The sequence below is a fragment of the Salinivirga sp. genome (assembly GCF_055145285.1).
Window position 1 is genome coordinate 40,523 of record NZ_JBSRDC010000070.1, and the last position, 20,337, is coordinate 60,859.

Sequence of the window (20,337 nt, forward strand, 5' to 3'; positions counted from 1 at the left end):
AAGCAGCAGAAATTTCTTTATTTAATAAAAACCTATTTTTACTGTAACTTAAATGTATAAACGCAAATAGTATATAAACAATAGATATGTCAAAATTTACCTTAACAAAAACAGCTTTTACAACCGGGGATTACTATAAATCGATGAACAAAGCCTTAAAAAAAATTAATGGTGATCATCATATGCTTCATTATCCTCTTTATAAGGATAATAAGGATATTTTTAGTCAGGCTCAGAATAATTTAATAGAATATTGTATCGAAAAGTTTTCTACATTAACAGACAAAGATTTATTAGATGTTGGTTGTGGGAATGGAGTTGTTGCATTATATGTTGCAGATAATTATTCGGTTAATAGTGTAATAGGTGTAGACTTAAATTCCAATAACGTGAAAATCGCCAATGAAGAAAAGAAAAAAAGAAATAAAAACAATGTAAATTTCATTGAAGGGGATGCCCAGAATTTATCGCAGGTTAAAAGCAATAGCATTGACATTATTATAAATATTGAAAGTGCGTTTCATTATCCTCACAAAGAATTATTTATCGACGAAATACATAGAATATTAAAACCCGGGGGGCAATTTGTCATAGCCGATATACTAACCACTGCAAAAGAGAATAAATTACTGAAGAGTTGGAAAAAAAAGATGAATTATTATCATTGGACTTTTGCAAAATATCAGGATGCTTTCAACCGCTCCAATCTGAATTTACATTCTAACGATGATATAACCGACAAGGTAATTTTAGGTTTTAAAATGTATAAGAAATATTTCAACGAGTTCAGTAAAAATGGTTATTTACGCGATACGGTTTTAAAACTATTTTTTATAATTAATGTAAAACTTAACATACGATTATTAAAAAGGAAAAGGAGATATTATATTTTCTTTGGCGAAAAATAATTATAACAGGTTTGCCTGACCAAATATTTCTTATTTAGTGCCTCTAAGAAAAGACAAGATTTTTCTAAGAAGCACTATATAGCCAGCAAGAAAACTACCTTTTTTTAAGTCTTTGATAAGAAAGCGTCAAAGACAAAGCATCGCCTTTGCATAGCTTTAGCGTAACACCTGCGGCAAGCCTTTGGCGACCGAAGGGTGGTGCAGGTTTTTGAATCCAAGGAGTCCCGATTCTCGGGATGACTGATTCAAAAACAAGAATAACGCAGAAATAAGCGAAGCGATTCACGCATGCCATAAATAAAATCTTCATGAGTAATTTGGCGTTTGGATGACGCTTATAATCGTTGTTTCATGTCCCCGGGGCGTTGATGTTCGTTTGCAAATTTACGGTTATTCGAAATCGTTCGCCGCATAAGCAGAGGATTAGAAGTCTTGCATTTTTATACTGGTATTGACTTTTATATTTTTCACCTGGCTCCCTGTCTCATACTGATCTTCTTCAATCATTTTTCGGTATTCTTTAAGCTTGCCTCCTGCCATTTCTTCTACCATTTCTCTTTGCGATTCCGGCATTTCTTTCATTTGTTTTTCAAAATCTTCTAATCCTTTTTTTGCTTGTTTGCGTTCTTCGTCAGAAAGAGTTAAGCCTTTTATTACAGTAACAGTTTCATAGGGAATCAGCATTCCTTCGACATTTTTAAAATCTCTGTTTGTAACTACAGGAGAAATCTCGCGCATTTCTCCATCTTTTGATTGAGATTTTATTGTGAATTCCATTTGTCTAATAACCAATCTGTCAGAGTCAATATACAAAAAGATATCTTTCATCGTATTTTCTGTATTAAAATCCTCTATTTTCATTTGATCGATGTAAATCACATGAACCTCATTGCCATCGACCTTATCAGTTCCCTTGTAAGTTGCTTTTTCTTTTGCCTCGGAAAATTGCGAATAAAGGTCTTTATTCGCTGCTGAGGCTGATTCCATATTTTCACTATACGTTCCCTTAATTTTGGTTTTAAAGTAAGGGCTGCCATCTTCGGTATATGACTTTTTGTAATAGATAGTATGATCTTCTTTTTCCATGATATAGTTATCTATATCCTCAATGGATTGTTCATACTTCTCTCGCATAGATTCTAGTATCTCTACAGCCTTTTGATTCTGGCTGTTGGCTGTATTTGAAAGTAATATTATAATCGTGATAAGTAATAAGGTTAATCGAGTCATAATTATAAAGTTTTTTGATTCTAATTTAACTTTAATTTTCACGAGAAAGCTTATTCTTGCTTAGAAAGCAGCCACAAATCCCACGTTAAATTTGTTGTATTCTCCCAGGTTGTTATCATCCACCAGCGAATATTCCGCGGCCAGGCGCACGTTCCTTCTCAACAGATAACCTGCATGAAATGTGTAGGAGCGATATTTTGCCTGATCAAAGTCACTCTGAACGTCATTAAACATGCCCATCATATACCAGTTGCTGTCATCGCCTTTGGGCATGAACAACAATTCAGCCATTAAGCCGGTGGTTTCAATGTCGCTGATGGTTGCAGTTGCAAGGCTGTCTCCATGGGGGAAAACCTTAGAATCCATACGTGCGAGGTACTGCGCATTGAGTTCAAACATTTCAGTAATCGACAAAGTAAGGTCAGGGCCCCAGATGAAAACATCGTTGGTTATTTCATCCTCAAAAGTATTCCATTGTTTTTCACGGCCTGTGTAGGCAAAAGCACCTATCCGGAGAAAATCCCCGATGTCCTGCGATATTCGCCCCACATAGTTCTTGTACTTGTCCTTGTCATACCAACGCTCGTCGGTTTCTGGTATTCCGTTTCCGTTAACAACTTCCAGTACGAACGAGGTGCCGGTATTCAACCCCAGGGTAACCATAACCCCCTTATCATATTTTAGGTTGATGTCCGAAATCCCGATCTGAGCCCCATAGAGGTGGTAGTCTTCCAGTGTGAGCCGGAGTTCCCGCTTAAACAGGGGGTCTGAAACCTGGTACTGACCGAGGTAAACATCCAGGTCAATGTTGAATAGGTTATTATACATAAGAAAAGCGTCTTCCACACCGGCTACTTCACCTCTTTCATCCATGAAGAAATAAAAGTAATAAGCCAGGTTATCACTCAACTGTCCGCCTGACAGCAGCTTGATGAGGTAAGGCGCCTGGAAGTCACTTTTTCCACCATTGTCAAAGTCGTACCTGATAAAGCCATCCATTCTTACAGCCAGTGGGAAGTTTCGTATCAGCGACAGCTTATCATCACCGGCAGGTACGAAATAGCGCGGCGCTTCTTCATCTGAAAGCTTGAAACCGTTACCGGCAAAAGTATCGCCATAAGGTTTTAGCTTTGGCATAGAAGGAGTATGACAGGTTTTACAGCTAAGCCGGTATTTCCTGGCAAAGGCAGGTATTGCAGAACTTTTTTCAGCGATAAATCCAAATGCAACACACATCAATAAGGTAAAAAGTAGTTTGCGTTTCATACTGATTATTTTTTTATGGTAACACTGTTATTTCTGTAGAATGACGGTTGATTTCATGAATGGCATATTCCTCTTCAGGAACATTCAGCAATTCGCCTACGGGTTTTACGAGCAGCCGGTAGTTCAGCACGGCTGTTACTTTAAGTTTGCCCGGCGCTACTTCAAAGGGCAGGTTGAAAGTAAAAGTCTCCAGCTTGGTTTCCCTCGGGCCGATACGGTAGTCCACGCCCAGCGATTTGGTATTCCACTGCATCAGGGTCATTCTGCCCTGCGGATCGAAATACGGCATACGGAAAATGCGATCTCCTACCGGAACATCCTCACGTTTCACGCCTTTAAAGTCAGGTTTTTGCAATGGAACAGCCATATCCTGATAAGCCAGTTCATCGCTGGCAATGGTATATTCTTCACCTTCAAATTCTTTTTTATCCACTTTTAGATGATATGTATTTCCCTTTTCATCCTCTGCTTCCACGTGCAACCATACAATTCGGTCTTCTACCGAGCCAGTGGGGAATTTGTGCCCGGTTTTCTGGTTGAATAATGCCACGGTAAAAACGGCTACTCCTCCGGGCACTGTTTCCTTCATGTCAGGCTGTACGCGCAGTTCGATTACCCCGTTGAGTTTACCGGGATCGTGAGCGCCGTGGAACAAATGTAGTTTGGCATCAGGATATTTTTCACCCATTCGCGCTGTGCGGGTATTTGCTTTGGTCATATGGCAATCCTGGCACTGTACACCTTCCTTTGAATAAGGGCCTTCTTCCCATTCCAGTTGCGTGGATTTCACCCAGGCACCAAAGCCGCTTTTTTCATTATGGCAAGCGCCGCAGAATTTCGCGGTGCTGTGCAGTTCTGATTTCATGATCTCATGTTCCGGCGAATTTGTAGTTCCTTTGCGGGAGCTGTATTTGGTATTGCCGCTGGTCATGATGAAGTTGTGATTGTAGGCCGTATCGCCATCGATTCCTTTGATGAGATGACATACCTCGCATGAAACCGCCTCGTTGGCTCTTGATCCTTCCTCGGGCTTTGGCGGGGGTACGTCACCGGAGAGAAAGGCCATTGGAGTATGGCAGCCGTTACAACCTTCATGAACTTTGGCCATAGCCGGGTCGTTTTCTGAATGGGCTACCGCGAGCTGAAAGTATTCTATTTCGTCCCAGTTGTGGGTATATGCCTTCGACATCATGGACTGTTTCCATTGCTGGTAAAAGGCATTATGGCAGGTTTTACATTTTGTCGGCTTGTCAAAATCGTCATATTTGAATTCGCCGACCTGATCTACCCTGACTTCGCTGGCCACGAAGCTGGAAATTATGATAAGAAGGGCAGAAAGAAAGAGTATAGGTTTGAGTTTCATAGCAGCAGTAATTAATTAGTTGTTAACTAATGTACAAAAAAAAATGTAGCAACACAAGTCATTAGTCTGTTTTACAGCGTATTTATAATTGTTATAAATTACAGGAAGTATGGAAAAATATTATCCAGGCATAAGTAGGGGAGCTCAGCCTTTTTTGGTTTTGACCCTTGCGTAAAATACCAGAATCAGTAGGGCAGCCACCGTAATATAAAGCATAGCAGGCACCGGTACAGGGTTGCCACCGGCATATGAATGCAGTCCCGACAGGTAGTAGTTCACGCCGAAATAAGTCATCAGGATTGAGCCCAGACCAAGCAATGCCATGGTATTAAAAGCGAAAAATGAACGGAATGCCGGTATTTTATGGGAATGTATGATAAAGCTGTAAACAATAATGCTGATCAAAGACCAGGTTTCTTTCGGATCCCAGGATTCATTGGCCCAAATGGCTCCAAGAAAAGTTCTTCTCCAAAATATCTTGTAATGCCTCCGCCCAGGATGATGATAATGAAAGCCAGGTGAAAAAGCATTACACTGATCTTTTCTTTCCGGTACAACTTGTCAATGATAAGTCTTCCTGCAAGATTGATCATGGTAAGCACCAGCAATCCTTCAAACCATACTGAGCCGTATATCAGCTCGAAAGCAGCCCGGCTGCCGTGATCGTTTTCTATAAAAGTAGCTGTGGCCATAGATGTTACAAAGAGAGCAAACAGCATCCCCATAAACCGGAAAGTAAAAATAAATTGTAGATATTTTCGCATAAGAATTTAGGAATTGCTTTTTGTTTCTCCGCTAAGCTTTTGGCCTAATGGCAGCCAACTCGATTGGCGCCAGTTAATTGTAATTTCCGAATATTTTGACCTGAAAATTATCAACATATGCCTTTTGTTTGTCTATATTCCACAAGAATACTTTTATTTTTGAATTCTCTTTTATATCACTTTTTTTGATGCTTAATTCATGTTTTATATTCCACCAATTTGAATAGGCTTTGATGTATTTATTTATTTCCACACCATCCCAGATATAAGCTCCTTCTTCATTTTCGATGGATATTACAAGCTTTGAAGTTGTTTGATCCTGATAATTACAATAAACGCTACAGCTTATAAATATTCCATTCATATTCTCCAAATCTAATGAATCTATGTAATATTCAAAAGTTGAAGAAAATTCAATAACTTGAAGTGAACTATTTCCCTCATATTTGATTTCACTCGTAAGATTTTCACTATTTTGGTTCCAATTATCCGCTGTGTCCTCAAAGTCGTTCATTGATTGCAACAATAGTTTACCAGTTTGTTCAGGAATGGAAAAATCCTTCATTTCGTAAATTGCAATGTTTAAATCCTTATTTTGATAGAGCAATTTATTTGTTGCTGAAATATTCTTTGCATAATATGGTAAATCATGGTTTTCCATACTAGATAAGTGTCTTGTATACCAATTTAGGAATAAGATTTTCTTTTTGTTTCTAGTCGAATCATATTTAAATTCTTTATAATTTAAAATGGTCGTTCTGCTGTCATTCGTGAAATTATTATAATAATTCCCAAAGCGCTTTTGAACATCATTTGTTATTACAATACTGCTATCATTGGTTTCCAATGCATGCTCACTAAATATTTCTTTTTGCTTCCCATAATCAATTTTTTGTGCATAATTGACCAGTGAAAATGGTTTAATTAACAATATTGCAATAAAAAGAGCTATGAAAATATGTTGATATAATCGGTTATTTCTAACAAACAGGTACGTTATAAGCAGCAAGGATAGAGGAAAATAAAGTAACCAGAAAAAATTCCCCTGTAAAAAAACAGAAATAATGGTTATCAGTGTAGTTAAGACAGTAATTGGTACTTTTAAAGCTTTTGTTTCGATAAAGTCCATAATAATTATTGATGCTGGTATTGAGACAACTGGAATCAAAAACAAATAATGTCTTGGGTCAAGACACATGGGAGAATATGAAGTTAGCGAGATAGACATGAAATTTGAGGTTAACAACAATATTAATGATGATGTTGTCCAAAAGGAGAATGAATCATTCATTTTAAATAAGCGAAATGATTTTACTCTCGTCAAATACGCAAGGACAAAAATAAATCCTATCGCCATTCCCTGATTAATAATCATTTCGAAGAAGCCAAATCCAATCCTTTTAAATAAAATCACAATGGATTGTTTGTCATAACTACAAAGATTTAAATAGCTATTACTTGTAATTGCCTCAAAACGTTTAAGAAAATCCCCTGTAAGCCACCAAATAATTAAAAAGTAAATTGAAAACATTACAATGCCAATAATTACATTGTATGTCCAAAATTTAATATTACGTTTTTGTATAATGTCAACAAAAAAATAATAAATCAATAGTGGAAGAATCAAAACAATTGTTCCCTTGGACATGAAGCCAAAGAGTAATGAAAGATTTAATAATATAGAATACAGAATAATTCTATTGTTTTGTATTCTAAATCTAAATTGATGAATCGCAAATAAAGCAGAAATAACTGCAAGGGCAATATAGATGTCAGGCATCAGTTTATCGGAATAAAAAATAAACCAATTGGATAGAGTTGTTAATGACAAACCTATAATCAATGTCTTTTTGCCTTTTTCTTTTAATACGTTGAAGATAAAGAGTAAAATTACTATAGAAATAAAAATGGTAGGTAAGGACGATGAGAAGTCGGAAATGCCAAAAACCAGATAAGATAATGAAGTTAAAATAATGATTGGTGTTCGAAAAGAGAAATGATCATCTAAATCAATAATTCCATTGTTAAAATCATTAGCCAATTTGGCATAATGTAAATCATCATAACCATAATGACCTATATAGCCAAATATATGATAAGCTATAATTACTCCAATAAAAGCCACTAAGATTAAGATTTGTTTTTTAGTTTTCAACTTCATGTTATGAATAGTTTATAATATTGGTTAGGTATAATTGGTGCCAACGTTTTTCGGCTATGAAGCGTGCGGCCTTTCTTGTAACGGTCTCAAAACTAAAGCATGGCCAAGCTCATGAATCACCGTCAGGTGATGAGTAATTTGCCCCGAAGCCAAAACTACGTTTTACAATATTACAAATTTTATGAGCAAAACGAACTTTTACTCACAATATAATTTATTTTCAATGATGCTCCCCGACAGAATTATCGGGATCGGCTATGAGCTATAGGTAGGAGGGGGAAGAACCTGACAAACTTCACTTAGCCAAAATCTTCAATTTTGTTAGCAATTCGAGGACGCGCGTAAAGTTACACAAATCAAAGATTTGTTATTTTGCGGAGCCCGCGAAAACCACTGGCAGCCTTTGCTTTATTCCCCGCTGTTAGGTTTTGTTTTTAATCAACAAATGTCTCTTTTATCACTCCTTTGACTTCTTTAACTTCTGGTTTTGAAAGTCGTCCTAATTGTCTAATTAATCTTTGTTTGTCAATCGTTCGCACCTGATCCAAAACAACCCAACCAATCCTATTGTCATGTTTAATCTCAACTCGTGTCGGGTAGTTTTTAGAACTTGTAGTCATTGGAGCTATCACGATCGTCTTTAAATATTTATTCATCTCGTTGGGCGATATCACCACGCAAGGTCTTGTCTTTTTTATCTCACTTCCAATTGTCGGGTCGAGATTAACAAGAAAAATATCATATTGATTTATTTCCATTCTTCCAAATTTTCGTCTTCAAAAACGTCGTCAAAATACAACTTGTCATCCCCATTTTCAGCCATTTTTTTGAATGCTTTTTCCCATCCTTTCCGTGGTTTTGAAATCGGCTTTAAGATTATTTGTCCTTTGTCCAGAATCATTTCTACTCTGTCCTTTAAGTTGTATTTCTCAAGAATTGTTTTACTAAGTCGAATCCCTTTAGAATTACCTATTTGTACAATTGATACTTCCATAATTTCAGTTTTTATTTGTAATTACGAAGTTGCCACAGAAATGTTCAAAAAACAAGGGTTTATTTTATTTTTTTTTGCGGATGAATAGCAGTGAATAAAACTTACGTTGCGGTGATGAAGCGAAGGCCTTACTTGAAAAGACCGACCAAACTTCATGGAGCCAAAACTTTGTTTTACAAATGTACAACTTTTGCCGTCAAAACGAAGTTTTGGCGGTGTTAAAATTATACCCCAAACCCACGAAAACGCACGTACTGCCTTTGCTTTATTCACCGCTGTTAGGGCCTGTAAGTTTTAATAATTGATTCTACTCAAAAGCACATATTTTTTTTCTTTCCTGTTTTTTATCAACATATTAGTCCTCGTTTGAGTTCCAATTTCAAATTTATATCCAGATTCAATTAACTTTAAATCGTAACCGTTCTGTTCAAAATCGTCAACTAGAAGGGTGTCATTTTGTTGATTCATCAAGATGAACTTTTTTTCAGGAGTGAATATCCAAATATTATTTAAAATCTTGTCCTTAAATCCCGATTGTTTTATCGTGTCCGGCTCCCAATATCTATATGTTGTATTCCTCCATACCCTATTACGAAACATAATGTTTTGATTTGAGGTAGATTGAGTCAATGTATCAGGAATCTTTAAGTCAGTACAGTTCGATAGTGGTGTTAAATCGGTGAAGAGATAATCCATATTATTGATTATTAGCTCGTCATTTGGTAAGATTTGACATAATGAAACTGCACCAATCTTTAAATCAACGTCAAATACAATCAGGTCATACAAATCTGGTTTCAATTTTACTCCGATGAAATAATTATATGATAAATCATATTTAGAATAAATTGTTGTATCAACAGACACGTCCAAACGAAATACTTTATCTATCGTTAGAGCATCAGAATCAAAATCATAGGGTTTTAAAAACTCATCTATAATATCAATACAATTTTCGTCAAGTTCAGAGTATGAATTAATAAAAGCTCTATCTAACTCTTTATCGGTTGATTTATTATTACAACTAAATAATACAATAAAAAAAATAAAAGCTAAAATGTATCTCATGCGTTTCATTTTATAGGCCCTAACGTCCCGGCTGTATGCGGCGAGCCGCTTTACCTGCATAAAGTTACAAAAAGCACACAAGTTCACAAAAAATCTGTGCCCTTCCACTTTTGCTCTATGCACGGCATGCCGCATCACATGCTGTTACCCAACGTAATGAACTAACTGCTTTGTTTTTAAAAAAAATTCGTCCGCTTCTCGGTAAATAATCAAATAAATCAATCCCTCAAGCAACGGACAGAAAAACCATTTTCCTGATAGTCGTTGTAGCTGTAGACATTGCTGCCATCGTAGTACAGGTACCGGCTCCAGGCAGAGCCGGTACCGAGCTCGGTAGCACTCCACCAGTAGCCGTAGCTCCCAATGGCGTTGAACCCACCAACGATGTTACGGTAGCCTCCCGGAAGGGCTGTAAAGCCATAATCATCTGTCCCATTTCCATCGTTGTTCCAACCAGAAGTAGTTTTTAAAGCAGTGCCTTCAGCTCCACTATTTCCGTGGGAAGCAATATAATCTTCCAGGGCTGTCCACTCTTCATCGGTGGGTACATGCCAGCCGTCGGGGCACAGATTGCCGGTTTCCACGGCGTACCAGTTGTACAAAGCACCATACGTTTCAGCGTACTGAGCCTGGTCATTGTCGTACCAACAGTATGCTCCGGTGGTGTTGTTTGCCCAGTCTGTGTCGTTTTCAACGAGTGCTATGGATGTACCATTGTTGTACGTGGTGGTTTTCAGGTTTTCGGCCATCCATTCCTGGTCACCAATAATTACAGAAGTATAATTATTACCATCAATATCTGTTACTCCATTTCCCCAATTTATTGTTTCGTCATTGGCAAGGTCGTCATCTTCGTCTTTTTCACATGCAGTAAAAATTAATAATGTGCTTGCTAAAGCCAGCATTAAAATGGCTAAAAGTTTTTGTTTTTGTAGCATAATTTGAAATTTTTAAGGTTTATAATTTCTGTTTGTTTCTGTGTTTGCTTTTTCTATTCTGACTAACGTTAAAAATTGTAGTTGGGAGTCAATGAGTTACCAATTCCAATTTCGTCAGGTTTTATGTCAAATTTAGCCATTTGTTTTTTAATTCTTTTTGCCATTCCCATCTTTCTTTTTTGGTCGAGAAACAGGTATTCTGTGGGTGGATTGTAAGGTACATTTTTAGTCACCATTGTCCAAATAACTGTTGCCAGTTTTCTTGCTGTTGCACTTACAGCTGCTTGCCTTCCTTTTCTATAAGCAATACGATTAAAAAAATTAGACATATGCGTATCCTTCAAATTTCCTATGCCATTTGCTGAATGACGAAGTGCTATTTTTAATCTGCCACTCCCTTTGGGTATTCTATTGCTTAGCATTTTTCCACCAGATATCTTATTGTTGGGCGCCAATCTTAACCAGGAGCAGAACTCTTTTGCTGATTTAAACTTTTTAAAGCCATCAATTCCTACTTCACTCATGATTGACATTACTGTTGCATGACTAACTCCTTCTATAGCCATCAAGTCAACTCCACCAAAATATTGAAAAGCAATTTGATTGAAGTTTTTTATATCAACCGCATTTTTATTTATGCGCTTATATGGTTTTTCTGTTGTTTCAAGCTTTTGTTTATCAGGATTCTTCCGGATCTCTTTTTTTATTAATTTCTCAATCTCTTTATCACACGCCTTAATTTTCTTTTGAAAATAATTATAGCTATCAAACTCTTGCTTTAACCCAAACAGATAGTCTTGTCTATTATTTCCATGCAAAGCCTTTGCTATTTCCTCTTTGGGCTTCCTACAATTGTAATGTCGGTGTTCTGCTAAAGAGTATGGATCCAAATTGCCATTACAAATATCGGCAATGATTTTCATTCCGGTAAGTCCGCAAATATCATTTACTACCACATCTAATCGAAAATTCAAAAATTTGAGATATTTTGCCATCTTATGAGATGCGCTTGAAGCCATGTCAATCCAATTGGCTCTTTGACGACAATATGTACGAAGTATTTCTGTTGTTTCATCAGGCAAAAAACTCCCTGATAATAAACCTAATGAATGAAGCTTTTGTATCCAACGACTGTCTTTCACATCGGTCTTTTTACCTTTTGCATTTTTCGTAAACTTTCCATTACATAAAACAACTTCAATGTCATGTTTTTGCAGCTCGACATATAAATTTTGCCAATAATCGCCTGTAGATTCAATTGCTACTGTTGTAATACCATATGATAGCAACCATTCACAAAGTTCTACGAGGTCTTCTGCATAAACACCAAATTCTTTTACGTCATCCAAAGATTGCCCCACGGCAGCAAAGTGTGATTTACTTCCAACATCAATTCCTGCTGCATTGTGATTTACAATTTCCATGTCAATTTTCTTTTTCCTTGCCATAATTTCTTTTTTATAATTAGTAAAAATGACTCTAAGGAAATGTATCTTTGAATCGAGAAATATTCTGAACGGGGTTGCCAAAATTGGCACCACCACTGGATTTATCAACAGGCCTCTGAAATGCATCTTTCAGGGGCTTTTTACATTTCAACCAGAATGCGTCACGGGCTTTTAAAGCACCATTTAAAAAGTCGGCCATGCATAGAGTCGGCTCAAAATTAGCAGAACTTTTAATTCGAAGACGCTCCTCGTTAGCAAGAGGATTTAATCTGAACTGGAGGAATAGATAACTTAATCTTAAATCTATTCTGGAGGTTCTTATGTGGGGAATGATTGGCAACGTACTGCAGCTATCAAGTGTTGGCGGTCTGACGTCACCCAGAAAGCCTTTATATAGCTGAACTTTTGTTTTACAATATACTAATTACACAACAAAAACAAAGTTCAGCGACCCCACTTATTACCCCGAATTCTTCTGGGACTAAAATAACCGCCAATAATTGATCAGGTGCATGTTGACTGCTGTAATTTGTTTTTACGTGAACCGTATTTCTCCATGAAAATGACACGTAAAAACTTCTAAGTCTCGAATTACACCGAATTTCCTTTATCTCTGATATGGGAAGTTCGGGGCGAGCCGTGAAACACTATTGTGCCTGGGCAGGTTTTGGAGCTGCTTTCGGGCCGATAATTATCCTGTCGTTATACAATAAGAATATTTCTGCCGGTGGAGCTTTGGCCGGAATGATTACCGGAGGAGCTACCGCATTAATCTGGAAACAATTAGAAGGCGGACTTTTTGATTTATATGAAATATTACCGGGATTTACTTTTGCTTTAATCGCTATTGCTATTTTTAGCAAACTATTTCCTGTTAAACAAGAGCAAAAAAATCAATATTTAAACATACGGGCAGACATAACAAAAACACCACACGATGCAATCGTGCGGTAGCGGAGTTTTTAGAAAAAAGCTTTAGTTACTTTTGCATAGAATTGTCATAGTTTGGTCATTAGTATTCTGCTTATAATTCTTATATTAAGGATCTCGTGAGCCGATAATTAAAATACCACGCGATATAATCGCGGTAGCGGGGAATTCGAATAAATATGACCCTATCCTCCACAAATAAGCTACACATTTGAAAGGAAAGGTTAAAACTGCTTGCTCTGATAGGATTTTTTTTAATTTTGACACTATTCAAACAAATGTGAAATTAGCAGGATATTAAATGACCAGGATTGTAGAAAAGTTCGCGGAACTGCCAAAATTTTTAAGAAAGCCTTTGTGGCAGTGGTGGCATAGAACAATGAATAAGTACGACAGCGATAATGCGGCCAACTTTATGAACTATGGGTATGAAAGTCTGAATGGGGATCCGCGTCTGGAACTTACAGATGAAGATGAAGTTGACCGTTATTGTATTCAACTTTATGATCATGTTGTAAATAAAGCCGACTTAAAAGGCAAAAAAGTCCTCGAAGTAGGCTGCGGAAGAGGTGGAGGAGCATCTTATATCAGTCGCTACTATAAGCCCGAAATTTATATTGGCATGGATATCTCGGAAAGCAGTATCAACTTTTGCAACGAGCATTACAATGTTGATAATCTAAGCTTTATCCATGGAGTTGCAGAATCGATTCCATATGAAAATAATTCATTTGATTTTATTATTAATGTAGAGTCGGCTCGCGTTTACCGTGATATACAAGCCTTTTTTAATGAAGTATATCGTGTACTTCGGCCCGGAGGGAAACTGCTGCTTGCAGATATGATCTACCCACACGAAATCGAAAACTTTAATAAGCGAATCGATAAAGCGGGGTTTAAGCGTATCTCAGAAAAAAATATCTCGAGTAATGTTGTTGCAGGCCTCGATAAAGACTCAGAAAGAAGGGAATATCTTATAGACACAAAAATACCAAAATTCCTGCGTAAATCATTCAAGACCTTCGCGGGTACGGTTGGGACTTCACGTTACAATAATTTTGCAAGCGGAAGGTTTCAATATTGGAGCTATACACTTGAAAAATAACAGATTAAACTCCTATTCCGCATCTTTTCTCAATTCATTATTCAACCTTTATTCCTGCTCCAACTCTTTGACCGGCGTTGGAGCGGGATGGCCTGAAAGGTTCTTTATTCGTAAAATGATAATTTCCAATGGGCACTGAGCCCGGCTCAGCTCCGGCTGGCAAAGCCTGGTTTTAGTTCAGGTTTTGCGGGCTTTACCAATGGGCATTGCAACAAGCTTCAGTGTATGTTTAGTTGTATACATACATTTTGCTCACCCAATTTTTCAGGAAATCTTTCTCCAGATTCTTTATTCTCTATTATGTGGATTAGATACTACAAGCTTTTTCGTGACCTTGTTAATGCAAAAAGGATGACTAACTGAATCAAATTTTCAATTTGCTTCAGTTAGTCATCCGGCTTTTTGAGTAATTATGCTTGAAGGTTCGTTTTAGTCCATACTTTTCAGGTATTTGTATAGTTCGTTATCGGTTGAAAGAATAATGGTGGTGGTGGAATCGAACGTATTTTCAAAAGTTTCCATACTTTTAATAAAGCTGTACAGTTCTTTTGACCTGCTTGATTTATTGTAGGCGCTGGCATAAATACTGGCAGCTTCAGCGTCTGCTTTCCCTTTAATTGTTTCAGCCTCCTTGTATGCTTCCGATTGTATCTGATTCAACTCACGTTCTTTCTCTCCGTTAATCCTTGAAGCTTCGCCCTCACCTTCGGATCTGAATTTGTCGGCAATACGGATTCGCTCGCTCTTCATACGGTCATAAACCCGTTCTCTGACATCCTCGACATAATTGATTCGTTTAAACCGGAAATCAAGTATTTCGATGCCCAAATCTCTTGTCTCTTCATTAGCTGTTTCCTGAATAATATTCTGGATTCTTTTTCTGCCCACCTCGATCCTGGCAAGAGAATCTTCGATCATTTCACTTATTTTAGCTGTAGTGTCGGCCTCCCGGTTGGTGTTCCTTACAACCTCTTCCAGGCTGTGGCTGGCTACCTGGTCGCGGGTTTCGCCATCAATAATATCATCGAGCCTGCTTTGGGCGCCTCGTTCATTAGTAAGTCGTTTATAAAACTGCAGTGGATCGGTAATATGCCAACGGGCATAGCTGTCAACGAAGATGAATTTTTTTTCCTTCGTAGGAATCTGATTGGGATCGCCGTCCCATTCCATATAACGTTTTTCAAAAAAATTTGCTTTTTGAACAAAAGGCGTTTTGAATTTCAAGCCGGGTTCGGTCACGGCATCGCCGATTGGTTTCCCAAATTGAGTTATTACAACCTGTTGGGTTTCATCTACAACGTAAATACTTTGAGATAAAACAATAATGCCGCCAACGATAATTGCGGCAATCAGTAATATTTTATTTTGCTTTTTCATTGTCATTCGTTTAATAAATTGATGTTTTGCAGCTTATTTAATTGTCTTTTTAAGTAAAGGGATCATGCTGTTGCCATCCTCTGAAGTAATAATCTTATCTCCCAGTTTAGGAAGAACCAGCTGCATAGTTTCAAGGTAAATTCTTCTTTTGGTTACTTCGGGCGCCCTGATGTATTCGTTGTAAAGGGCGTTAAATCTGGCCACTTCTCCCTGGGCATTGTTTACGCGCTGGGTTGCGTATCCCTCTGCCTTTTGAATGGTTTCTTCAGCCTCCCCCCGGGCCCGTGGAATTACTTTGTTGTATTCCGACTTAGCCTCGTTTATCAGGGTTTCTCTTTCCTGTTGTGCTTCGTTTACTGCATTGAATGCCTGTTTTACCGACTCCGGGGGATTGATATCCTGAAGTACTACCTGGGCTATTTCAATACCCAGTGAATATTCTCTGCCCATTTCCTGCAGCAAAACTTTAACCTCACTGGCGATTTCAGCCCGTCCAATAGTCAATACTTCGTTAACAGTCCGGTCGCCAACAATTTGTCTTGTAACAGCTTCGGAAAGATCACGAAGGGTGTTGTCGGGATTGCGCACCTTGAAAAGGTAATTGTAAGGATCGCTTACACGGTATTGCACAACCCACTGAACATTTGCCAGGTTTAGATCGCCGGTTAACATTACGGCCTCGTCTTTAGTGACGGAACCTGTGCGACTGTAAGTTGTTCTTACACCGGCTTGCTGGGTGCGAAAGCCAAATTCTTGCTTTTTTTGTCGTTCTACAGGCACCTTATAAACTTTTTCCATAAAGGGTAATTTCATTTTTAAACCGGGGGTAACCGTCCGTACATGTTTACCAAAACGGGTTACTACAGCCTCTTCTTCTGTACCTACCTGAAAAAATGAACTAAATCCAACAATTAAAAGCACTATTACAATACCTACTGTCTTGTAATGCTTTTTAACTAATTGTTGTATTTCATCTACATTGAATTCTTGATCTTGCATATGTTTATAATTTTGATTTTAGTTGTTAGACCCGCCTGCCTTAGTAGTACTGCGGGCAGGTAAAGCTCGCCATGTTGAGTTTAATACCCGGCCACACATGCTTTTCAGTTTTATTATAATCATGCGGGTGTACTTCGACAGGCTCAGCATCAACTTCGACAGGCTCAGCATTAATGCGTCAAATTTTTAGTCATGGCTCGGTTCATAAACTAATTATTAAATATTATTATTTGTAAATTTACAACTAATAACATGGTTTGGCAATAAATTGCTATTATTTCTTAATATTTCGAAAAATAGTGCAGGGAAACCAAGGGTTGGGCTCCCTTCGGCCGGAAGGTGGAGCTTATTTAAATCTTCGAACTCTATAACTCACCACTGCTGCAGAGCGTATTAATATTTACTTTGTAGTCTTCCGATTCAAAATTAATCATTCCTGGCGGATGAATCTATATTACACACAATATAAATAACAGCACCTGCACTTTCCCATTGTCTTTAGCCGTCTTAATGAAGCGAGATAAGCGCAGGTTTCATGTTCGTTTATAGGATTTTGTAAACGTTTAATAAACGCCTAACGCAATCAATCAAATTTAACAAAGGTTGTTGGGGATTCCTGTTTTTTCGTGAAAAAACAGTGTACGGTTAGTTTGTAGGAAAACCACACGTGAGGACACGTGCGGTAGCAGGGTGCGGTAGCGGAGCACCTACAAGTTAGAAACCAAAAACAGAGAAATTACCTTCGGTAAAATCGTAAACCCGGTTTATAACCAAAGCTAACGCCGATTTGTAACCGGTGCATTTACAAAATTCAAAACGAGCCGCTAACGCCGATTTACCTACGCTGAGCTCGCTGCTTAATAGCAGGCCCGGTTGTAATCTGCTCGAATACAGTGGCCGGAAATTTCATAAAAGCGTGAACACTTGTGGTTCTATAAAACAAATTTAATATCTTCCATAAATGGGCTTTGGTGGACATGTACAGGATATGATAAACCGGGACAAACAAAACCAGGCATTACGGTAACAAAAAAATAAACGTTTAACCCGAAGAAGAAATTTACATTCAAATATACCACATCAACTTTCGTCCAAAAAGAAAACCCACCAAACCATGACCGCTGAAGAAATCAGCGAAATGAGAAAACGAATTAAGACCTGCATCCGAAAACATCGGAAAAAGCAAAATATCAAAGTTCTTACTGTATTTACCATCTTCATGGCGCTCATACTCTGGATATTTTATGGCATAATTTTCGCCTGAACTATGAATAATAAATTTTACTTTTTCCACTCAAATTCACTAAATTTGATGTAGTTGCATATGGAGAGTAAAAAAACAGACTTATGACACATCACTCGACCGGCAAAATAGAGGTTATTCAAGGAGACATTACAAAAGTTAAAGCAGATGCAATAGTTAATGCGGCCAACTCCGCACTAAAAGGAGGCGGTGGAGTAGACGGAGCAATTCACCGGGCTGGTGGTGCAGCCATACTTGAGGCATGCCAGGCAATAATATCGAAAATTGGCAAATTACCAACTGGAGAAGCTGTAATTACCACGGCAGGAAAACTTCCGGCAAAACATGTAATCCACACTGTTGGCCCTGTTTGGCGCGGAGGACATGAAAATGAAGCACAAAAACTGGCCAACTGCTATCGGAATTCCCTCAAAGTTGCAGTTGAAAACAACTGTAGAACAATAGCTTTTCCTAATATAAGTACCGGTATTTATGGATTTCCAAAAGACAAGGCTGCAACCATTGCAATAAAGACAATAAAAGAGTTTATTAATGAATCAACCAACATTCAGAAAATAGAATTAATTTGCTTCGACAATGAAAATTATCAATGGGTTCAAAAAAACCTTTAAGAGATAAACCACTTAATATCAAAACCATTAATAATTCTGAACCAACTAAATGCACCAAACAACCATAAAAAAATATTTACTGTGGATCATCATTATTTGTTTTAGTACTGTCATCAATGCACAGCAAGACCGCATAGATAGCCTACAGCAACTACTGAAAGAAACCGAATCAACTGAAACCCGCATTGACGCGTTCAATCAACTATCGATGATTCTGAGACGCTCCTATCCGGATTCTGCCCTGAAATATAGCCAAATGGCAAAAAAAGCAGCCATGGAGGCAGACGATTCCTTGAGGCTTGCTGCGAGCCACAAAAACATAGGCAACGTTCATTACATAAAAAATGAACTCGACATTGCCATTAAACATTTCGAAATTGCCATGAACATCTTTAAGCGAAAAGACGATACGCTTGGTCTGGCTAAAATCTATAATAACCTGGGGGTAATAAACAGAATAAAGGGAAACTACCTTAAAACCTTACAATATTATCAAAAGTCGCTTGAAAAACGCAAGCTACTGGATGATGAAGAAGGCATGGGTAAAACATACAACAACATTGGAAACTTATATTTTTCCATGAATAACCTGGATCTGGCACTTGAATATTATCAAAAATCACTTGAAACCCGAAAAAAATATAACGACAGTCTGGGGATAGGAGGCTGCTACAACAATATGGGGTTAATCCACATAGAAAAAACTCAGTATGACTCTGCCATTACAAAACTGGAAAAAGCCCTTACTATTTATAAAAATTACAATGACCGGCAGGGAATTGCACATTGCAACTCAAGCATTGGCCTTGCTTACATGAATTTAAATCAGTATAAAACTGCATCAAGGTATTTTGTAAGAGCACTCAAGATATATGAAGATCTGGGGTCGAAACTCAACATTGCCAGAACACTCATTGGAATTGCAGAAACATATAACAATCAAAAACAGTACGAAAAAGCAATTGAGCTGGCCACGCGAGGAATGGAAATTGCCGTAGAAGCAGAAATTATTGAGCAGGAAAAAAACGCATATCTACAACTGGCGATTGCTTTTGAAGGACAAAGCAAGACTCAAAAAGCACTTCAATTCTACAAAAAGTTTATAAAAGTTAAAGATAGCTTATTTAGCATAGAAAAAATGCGTGAGATTGAATCTATAGAAAAAAAGTATCAAATTGAGAATCAAAAATTACACATCGACAACCTTGAAAACGACAATAAGCTCAAACGAGTTCAGCTGAAACAAATTCGCAGCCAGCAAATATTTACCATTATTGCTTTCCTCATTGCTATAGGGTTCATTATATTTTTGCTGGCCACACGCAAAAAGCTCAAAAAGAAAAATTTTACTATTTATGAGCAAAACAAAAAAATTACGAAACAAAAAAACGAGATAGAAAACCATCGCAATCACCTGGAAGAAATAGTACAAGAGCGCACAAAAGATTTGTGGTACGCCAAAGAAAAAGCCGAAGAAAGCGACCGGCTTAAATCAGCCTTTTTGGCCAATATGTCGCACGAAATAAGAACACCAATGAATGCAATTGTAGGTTTTACCGAATTGCTTAACTATACGTCTCCAACAGAAGAAGAAGAGAAAACCTACCGCAAACTCATAGAGCAAAACAGTAACCTTTTACTGCACCTGATAGACGATATTATTGACATTGCAAAAATTGAAGCCAGTGAGCTTAAAGTTCAATTCAAAGAAACTAACATCAATGAAATAATAGACGATGCCATAGAAGTATTCAACAAAAGAAAGAAACAGCTCGAGAAAGATCATTTAACCCAACTTGAAAACACAAACGCATAAATAACTTCCATTGAGTGCATTATGATTTTGTTTTTTACAATTGGGGGACTACTTTTGTTTTTCTAACATATGGGCGGTGTTTAAAATTATGGCTG

Annotated in this window: 19 protein-coding genes; 5 read left to right on the forward strand and 14 right to left on the reverse strand. The window is 37.6% G+C overall.

All coding sequences use genetic code 11. The features are described 5' to 3' along the window. Nucleotides 1-143: 143 nt before the first annotated feature. Nucleotides 144-908, forward strand: coding sequence for a class I SAM-dependent methyltransferase (locus tag ACTB0Y_RS14830; RefSeq protein WP_463207612.1), 765 nt, complete (start codon nucleotides 144-146; stop codon nucleotides 906-908). A gap of 423 nt (nucleotides 909-1,331) precedes the next feature. Here the strand turns inward: ACTB0Y_RS14830 and ACTB0Y_RS14835 are convergent, their stop codons facing one another. From ACTB0Y_RS14835 to ACTB0Y_RS14885, 11 genes are all read right to left on the reverse strand, one after another. Continuing rightward, a complete protein-coding gene (locus tag ACTB0Y_RS14835) occupies nucleotides 1,332-2,138 on the reverse strand; it encodes a hypothetical protein (protein ID WP_463207613.1) in 807 nt (268 codons plus the stop codon). A gap of 60 nt (nucleotides 2,139-2,198) precedes the next feature. Then, nucleotides 2,199-3,404 carry a hypothetical protein gene (locus ACTB0Y_RS14840; protein ID WP_463207614.1) on the reverse strand — a complete coding sequence of 402 codons (1,206 nt, stop codon included), beginning with the start codon at nucleotides 3,402-3,404 and terminating at the stop codon, nucleotides 2,199-2,201. Between the two features lie 13 nt (nucleotides 3,405-3,417). After that, nucleotides 3,418-4,767 carry a multiheme c-type cytochrome gene (locus tag ACTB0Y_RS14845; protein WP_463207615.1) on the reverse strand — a complete coding sequence of 450 codons (1,350 nt, stop codon included), beginning with the start codon at nucleotides 4,765-4,767 and terminating at the stop codon, nucleotides 3,418-3,420. Between the two features lie 144 nt (nucleotides 4,768-4,911). After that, a complete protein-coding gene (locus ACTB0Y_RS14850; RefSeq protein ID WP_463207616.1) occupies nucleotides 4,912-5,172 on the reverse strand; it encodes a hypothetical protein in 261 nt (86 codons plus the stop codon). Continuing rightward, nucleotides 5,169-5,531 (reverse strand): hypothetical protein, encoded by a 363-nt coding sequence (locus tag ACTB0Y_RS14855; protein ID WP_463207617.1) that lies wholly within the window; start codon nucleotides 5,529-5,531, stop codon nucleotides 5,169-5,171. The genes ACTB0Y_RS14850 and ACTB0Y_RS14855 overlap by 4 nt, the downstream gene beginning before the upstream one ends. 73 nt (nucleotides 5,532-5,604) lie before the next feature. Further along, nucleotides 5,605-7,692 (reverse strand): ArnT family glycosyltransferase, encoded by a 2,088-nt coding sequence (locus ACTB0Y_RS14860; protein ID WP_463207618.1) that lies wholly within the window; start codon nucleotides 7,690-7,692, stop codon nucleotides 5,605-5,607. 434 nt (nucleotides 7,693-8,126) lie between these two features. Then, nucleotides 8,127-8,450, reverse strand: a complete 324-nt coding sequence (locus tag ACTB0Y_RS14865) for a type II toxin-antitoxin system PemK/MazF family toxin (protein WP_463207619.1) — start codon at nucleotides 8,448-8,450, stop codon at nucleotides 8,127-8,129. Next, a complete protein-coding gene (locus ACTB0Y_RS14870; protein ID WP_463207620.1) occupies nucleotides 8,441-8,686 on the reverse strand; it encodes an AbrB/MazE/SpoVT family DNA-binding domain-containing protein in 246 nt (81 codons plus the stop codon). Before ACTB0Y_RS14870 ends, ACTB0Y_RS14865 begins: the two co-directional genes overlap by 10 nt. Nucleotides 8,687-8,980: 294 nt before the next feature. Beyond that, nucleotides 8,981-9,754, reverse strand: coding sequence for a hypothetical protein (locus ACTB0Y_RS14875; protein WP_463207621.1), 774 nt, complete (start codon nucleotides 9,752-9,754; stop codon nucleotides 8,981-8,983). Between the two features lie 218 nt (nucleotides 9,755-9,972). Continuing rightward, nucleotides 9,973-10,692 (reverse strand): fibrobacter succinogenes major paralogous domain-containing protein, encoded by a 720-nt coding sequence (locus tag ACTB0Y_RS14880; protein WP_463207622.1) that lies wholly within the window; start codon nucleotides 10,690-10,692, stop codon nucleotides 9,973-9,975. Between the two features lie 68 nt (nucleotides 10,693-10,760). After that, entirely contained in the window at nucleotides 10,761-12,140 is a 1,380-nt protein-coding gene (locus ACTB0Y_RS14885) for an IS110 family RNA-guided transposase (RefSeq protein WP_463207623.1), read from the reverse strand. 639 nt (nucleotides 12,141-12,779) lie between these two features. Between ACTB0Y_RS14885 and ACTB0Y_RS14890 the strand changes: the two genes are divergently transcribed. Beyond that, nucleotides 12,780-13,094 (forward strand): sodium:solute symporter family transporter, encoded by a 315-nt coding sequence (locus ACTB0Y_RS14890; protein ID WP_463207624.1) that lies wholly within the window; start codon nucleotides 12,780-12,782, stop codon nucleotides 13,092-13,094. Nucleotides 13,095-13,371: 277 nt separating this feature from the next. Next, entirely contained in the window at nucleotides 13,372-14,175 is an 804-nt protein-coding gene (locus ACTB0Y_RS14895) for a class I SAM-dependent methyltransferase (RefSeq protein WP_463207625.1), read from the forward strand. Nucleotides 14,176-14,604: 429 nt separating this feature from the next. Here ACTB0Y_RS14895 and hflC read toward each other — a convergent pair whose 3' ends face one another. The 3 genes from hflC to ACTB0Y_RS14910 form a co-directional block, all read right to left on the reverse strand. Beyond that, nucleotides 14,605-15,552, reverse strand: coding sequence for a protease modulator HflC (gene hflC / locus ACTB0Y_RS14900; protein ID WP_463207626.1), 948 nt, complete (start codon nucleotides 15,550-15,552; stop codon nucleotides 14,605-14,607). 33 nt (nucleotides 15,553-15,585) lie between these two features. Beyond that, nucleotides 15,586-16,551, reverse strand: a complete 966-nt coding sequence (hflK, locus tag ACTB0Y_RS14905; protein WP_463207627.1) for an FtsH protease activity modulator HflK — start codon at nucleotides 16,549-16,551, stop codon at nucleotides 15,586-15,588. 1,066 nt (nucleotides 16,552-17,617) lie between these two features. Beyond that, the gene (locus ACTB0Y_RS14910) at nucleotides 17,618-17,845 is read right to left on the reverse strand and encodes a hypothetical protein (protein WP_463207628.1); all 228 of its coding nucleotides are present in this window, start codon (nucleotides 17,843-17,845) and stop codon (nucleotides 17,618-17,620) included. Between the two features lie 53 nt (nucleotides 17,846-17,898). Here ACTB0Y_RS14910 and ACTB0Y_RS14915 point away from each other — a divergent pair, with 53 nt between their 5' ends. Further along, the gene (locus tag ACTB0Y_RS14915; RefSeq protein ID WP_463207629.1) at nucleotides 17,899-18,426 is read left to right on the forward strand and encodes an O-acetyl-ADP-ribose deacetylase; all 528 of its coding nucleotides are present in this window, start codon (nucleotides 17,899-17,901) and stop codon (nucleotides 18,424-18,426) included. A gap of 49 nt (nucleotides 18,427-18,475) precedes the next feature. Then, complete coding sequence (locus ACTB0Y_RS14920; RefSeq protein ID WP_463207630.1) at nucleotides 18,476-20,242, forward strand: tetratricopeptide repeat-containing sensor histidine kinase; 1,767 nt, start codon at nucleotides 18,476-18,478, stop codon at nucleotides 20,240-20,242. The last annotated feature ends 95 nt before the right edge of the window (nucleotides 20,243-20,337 follow it).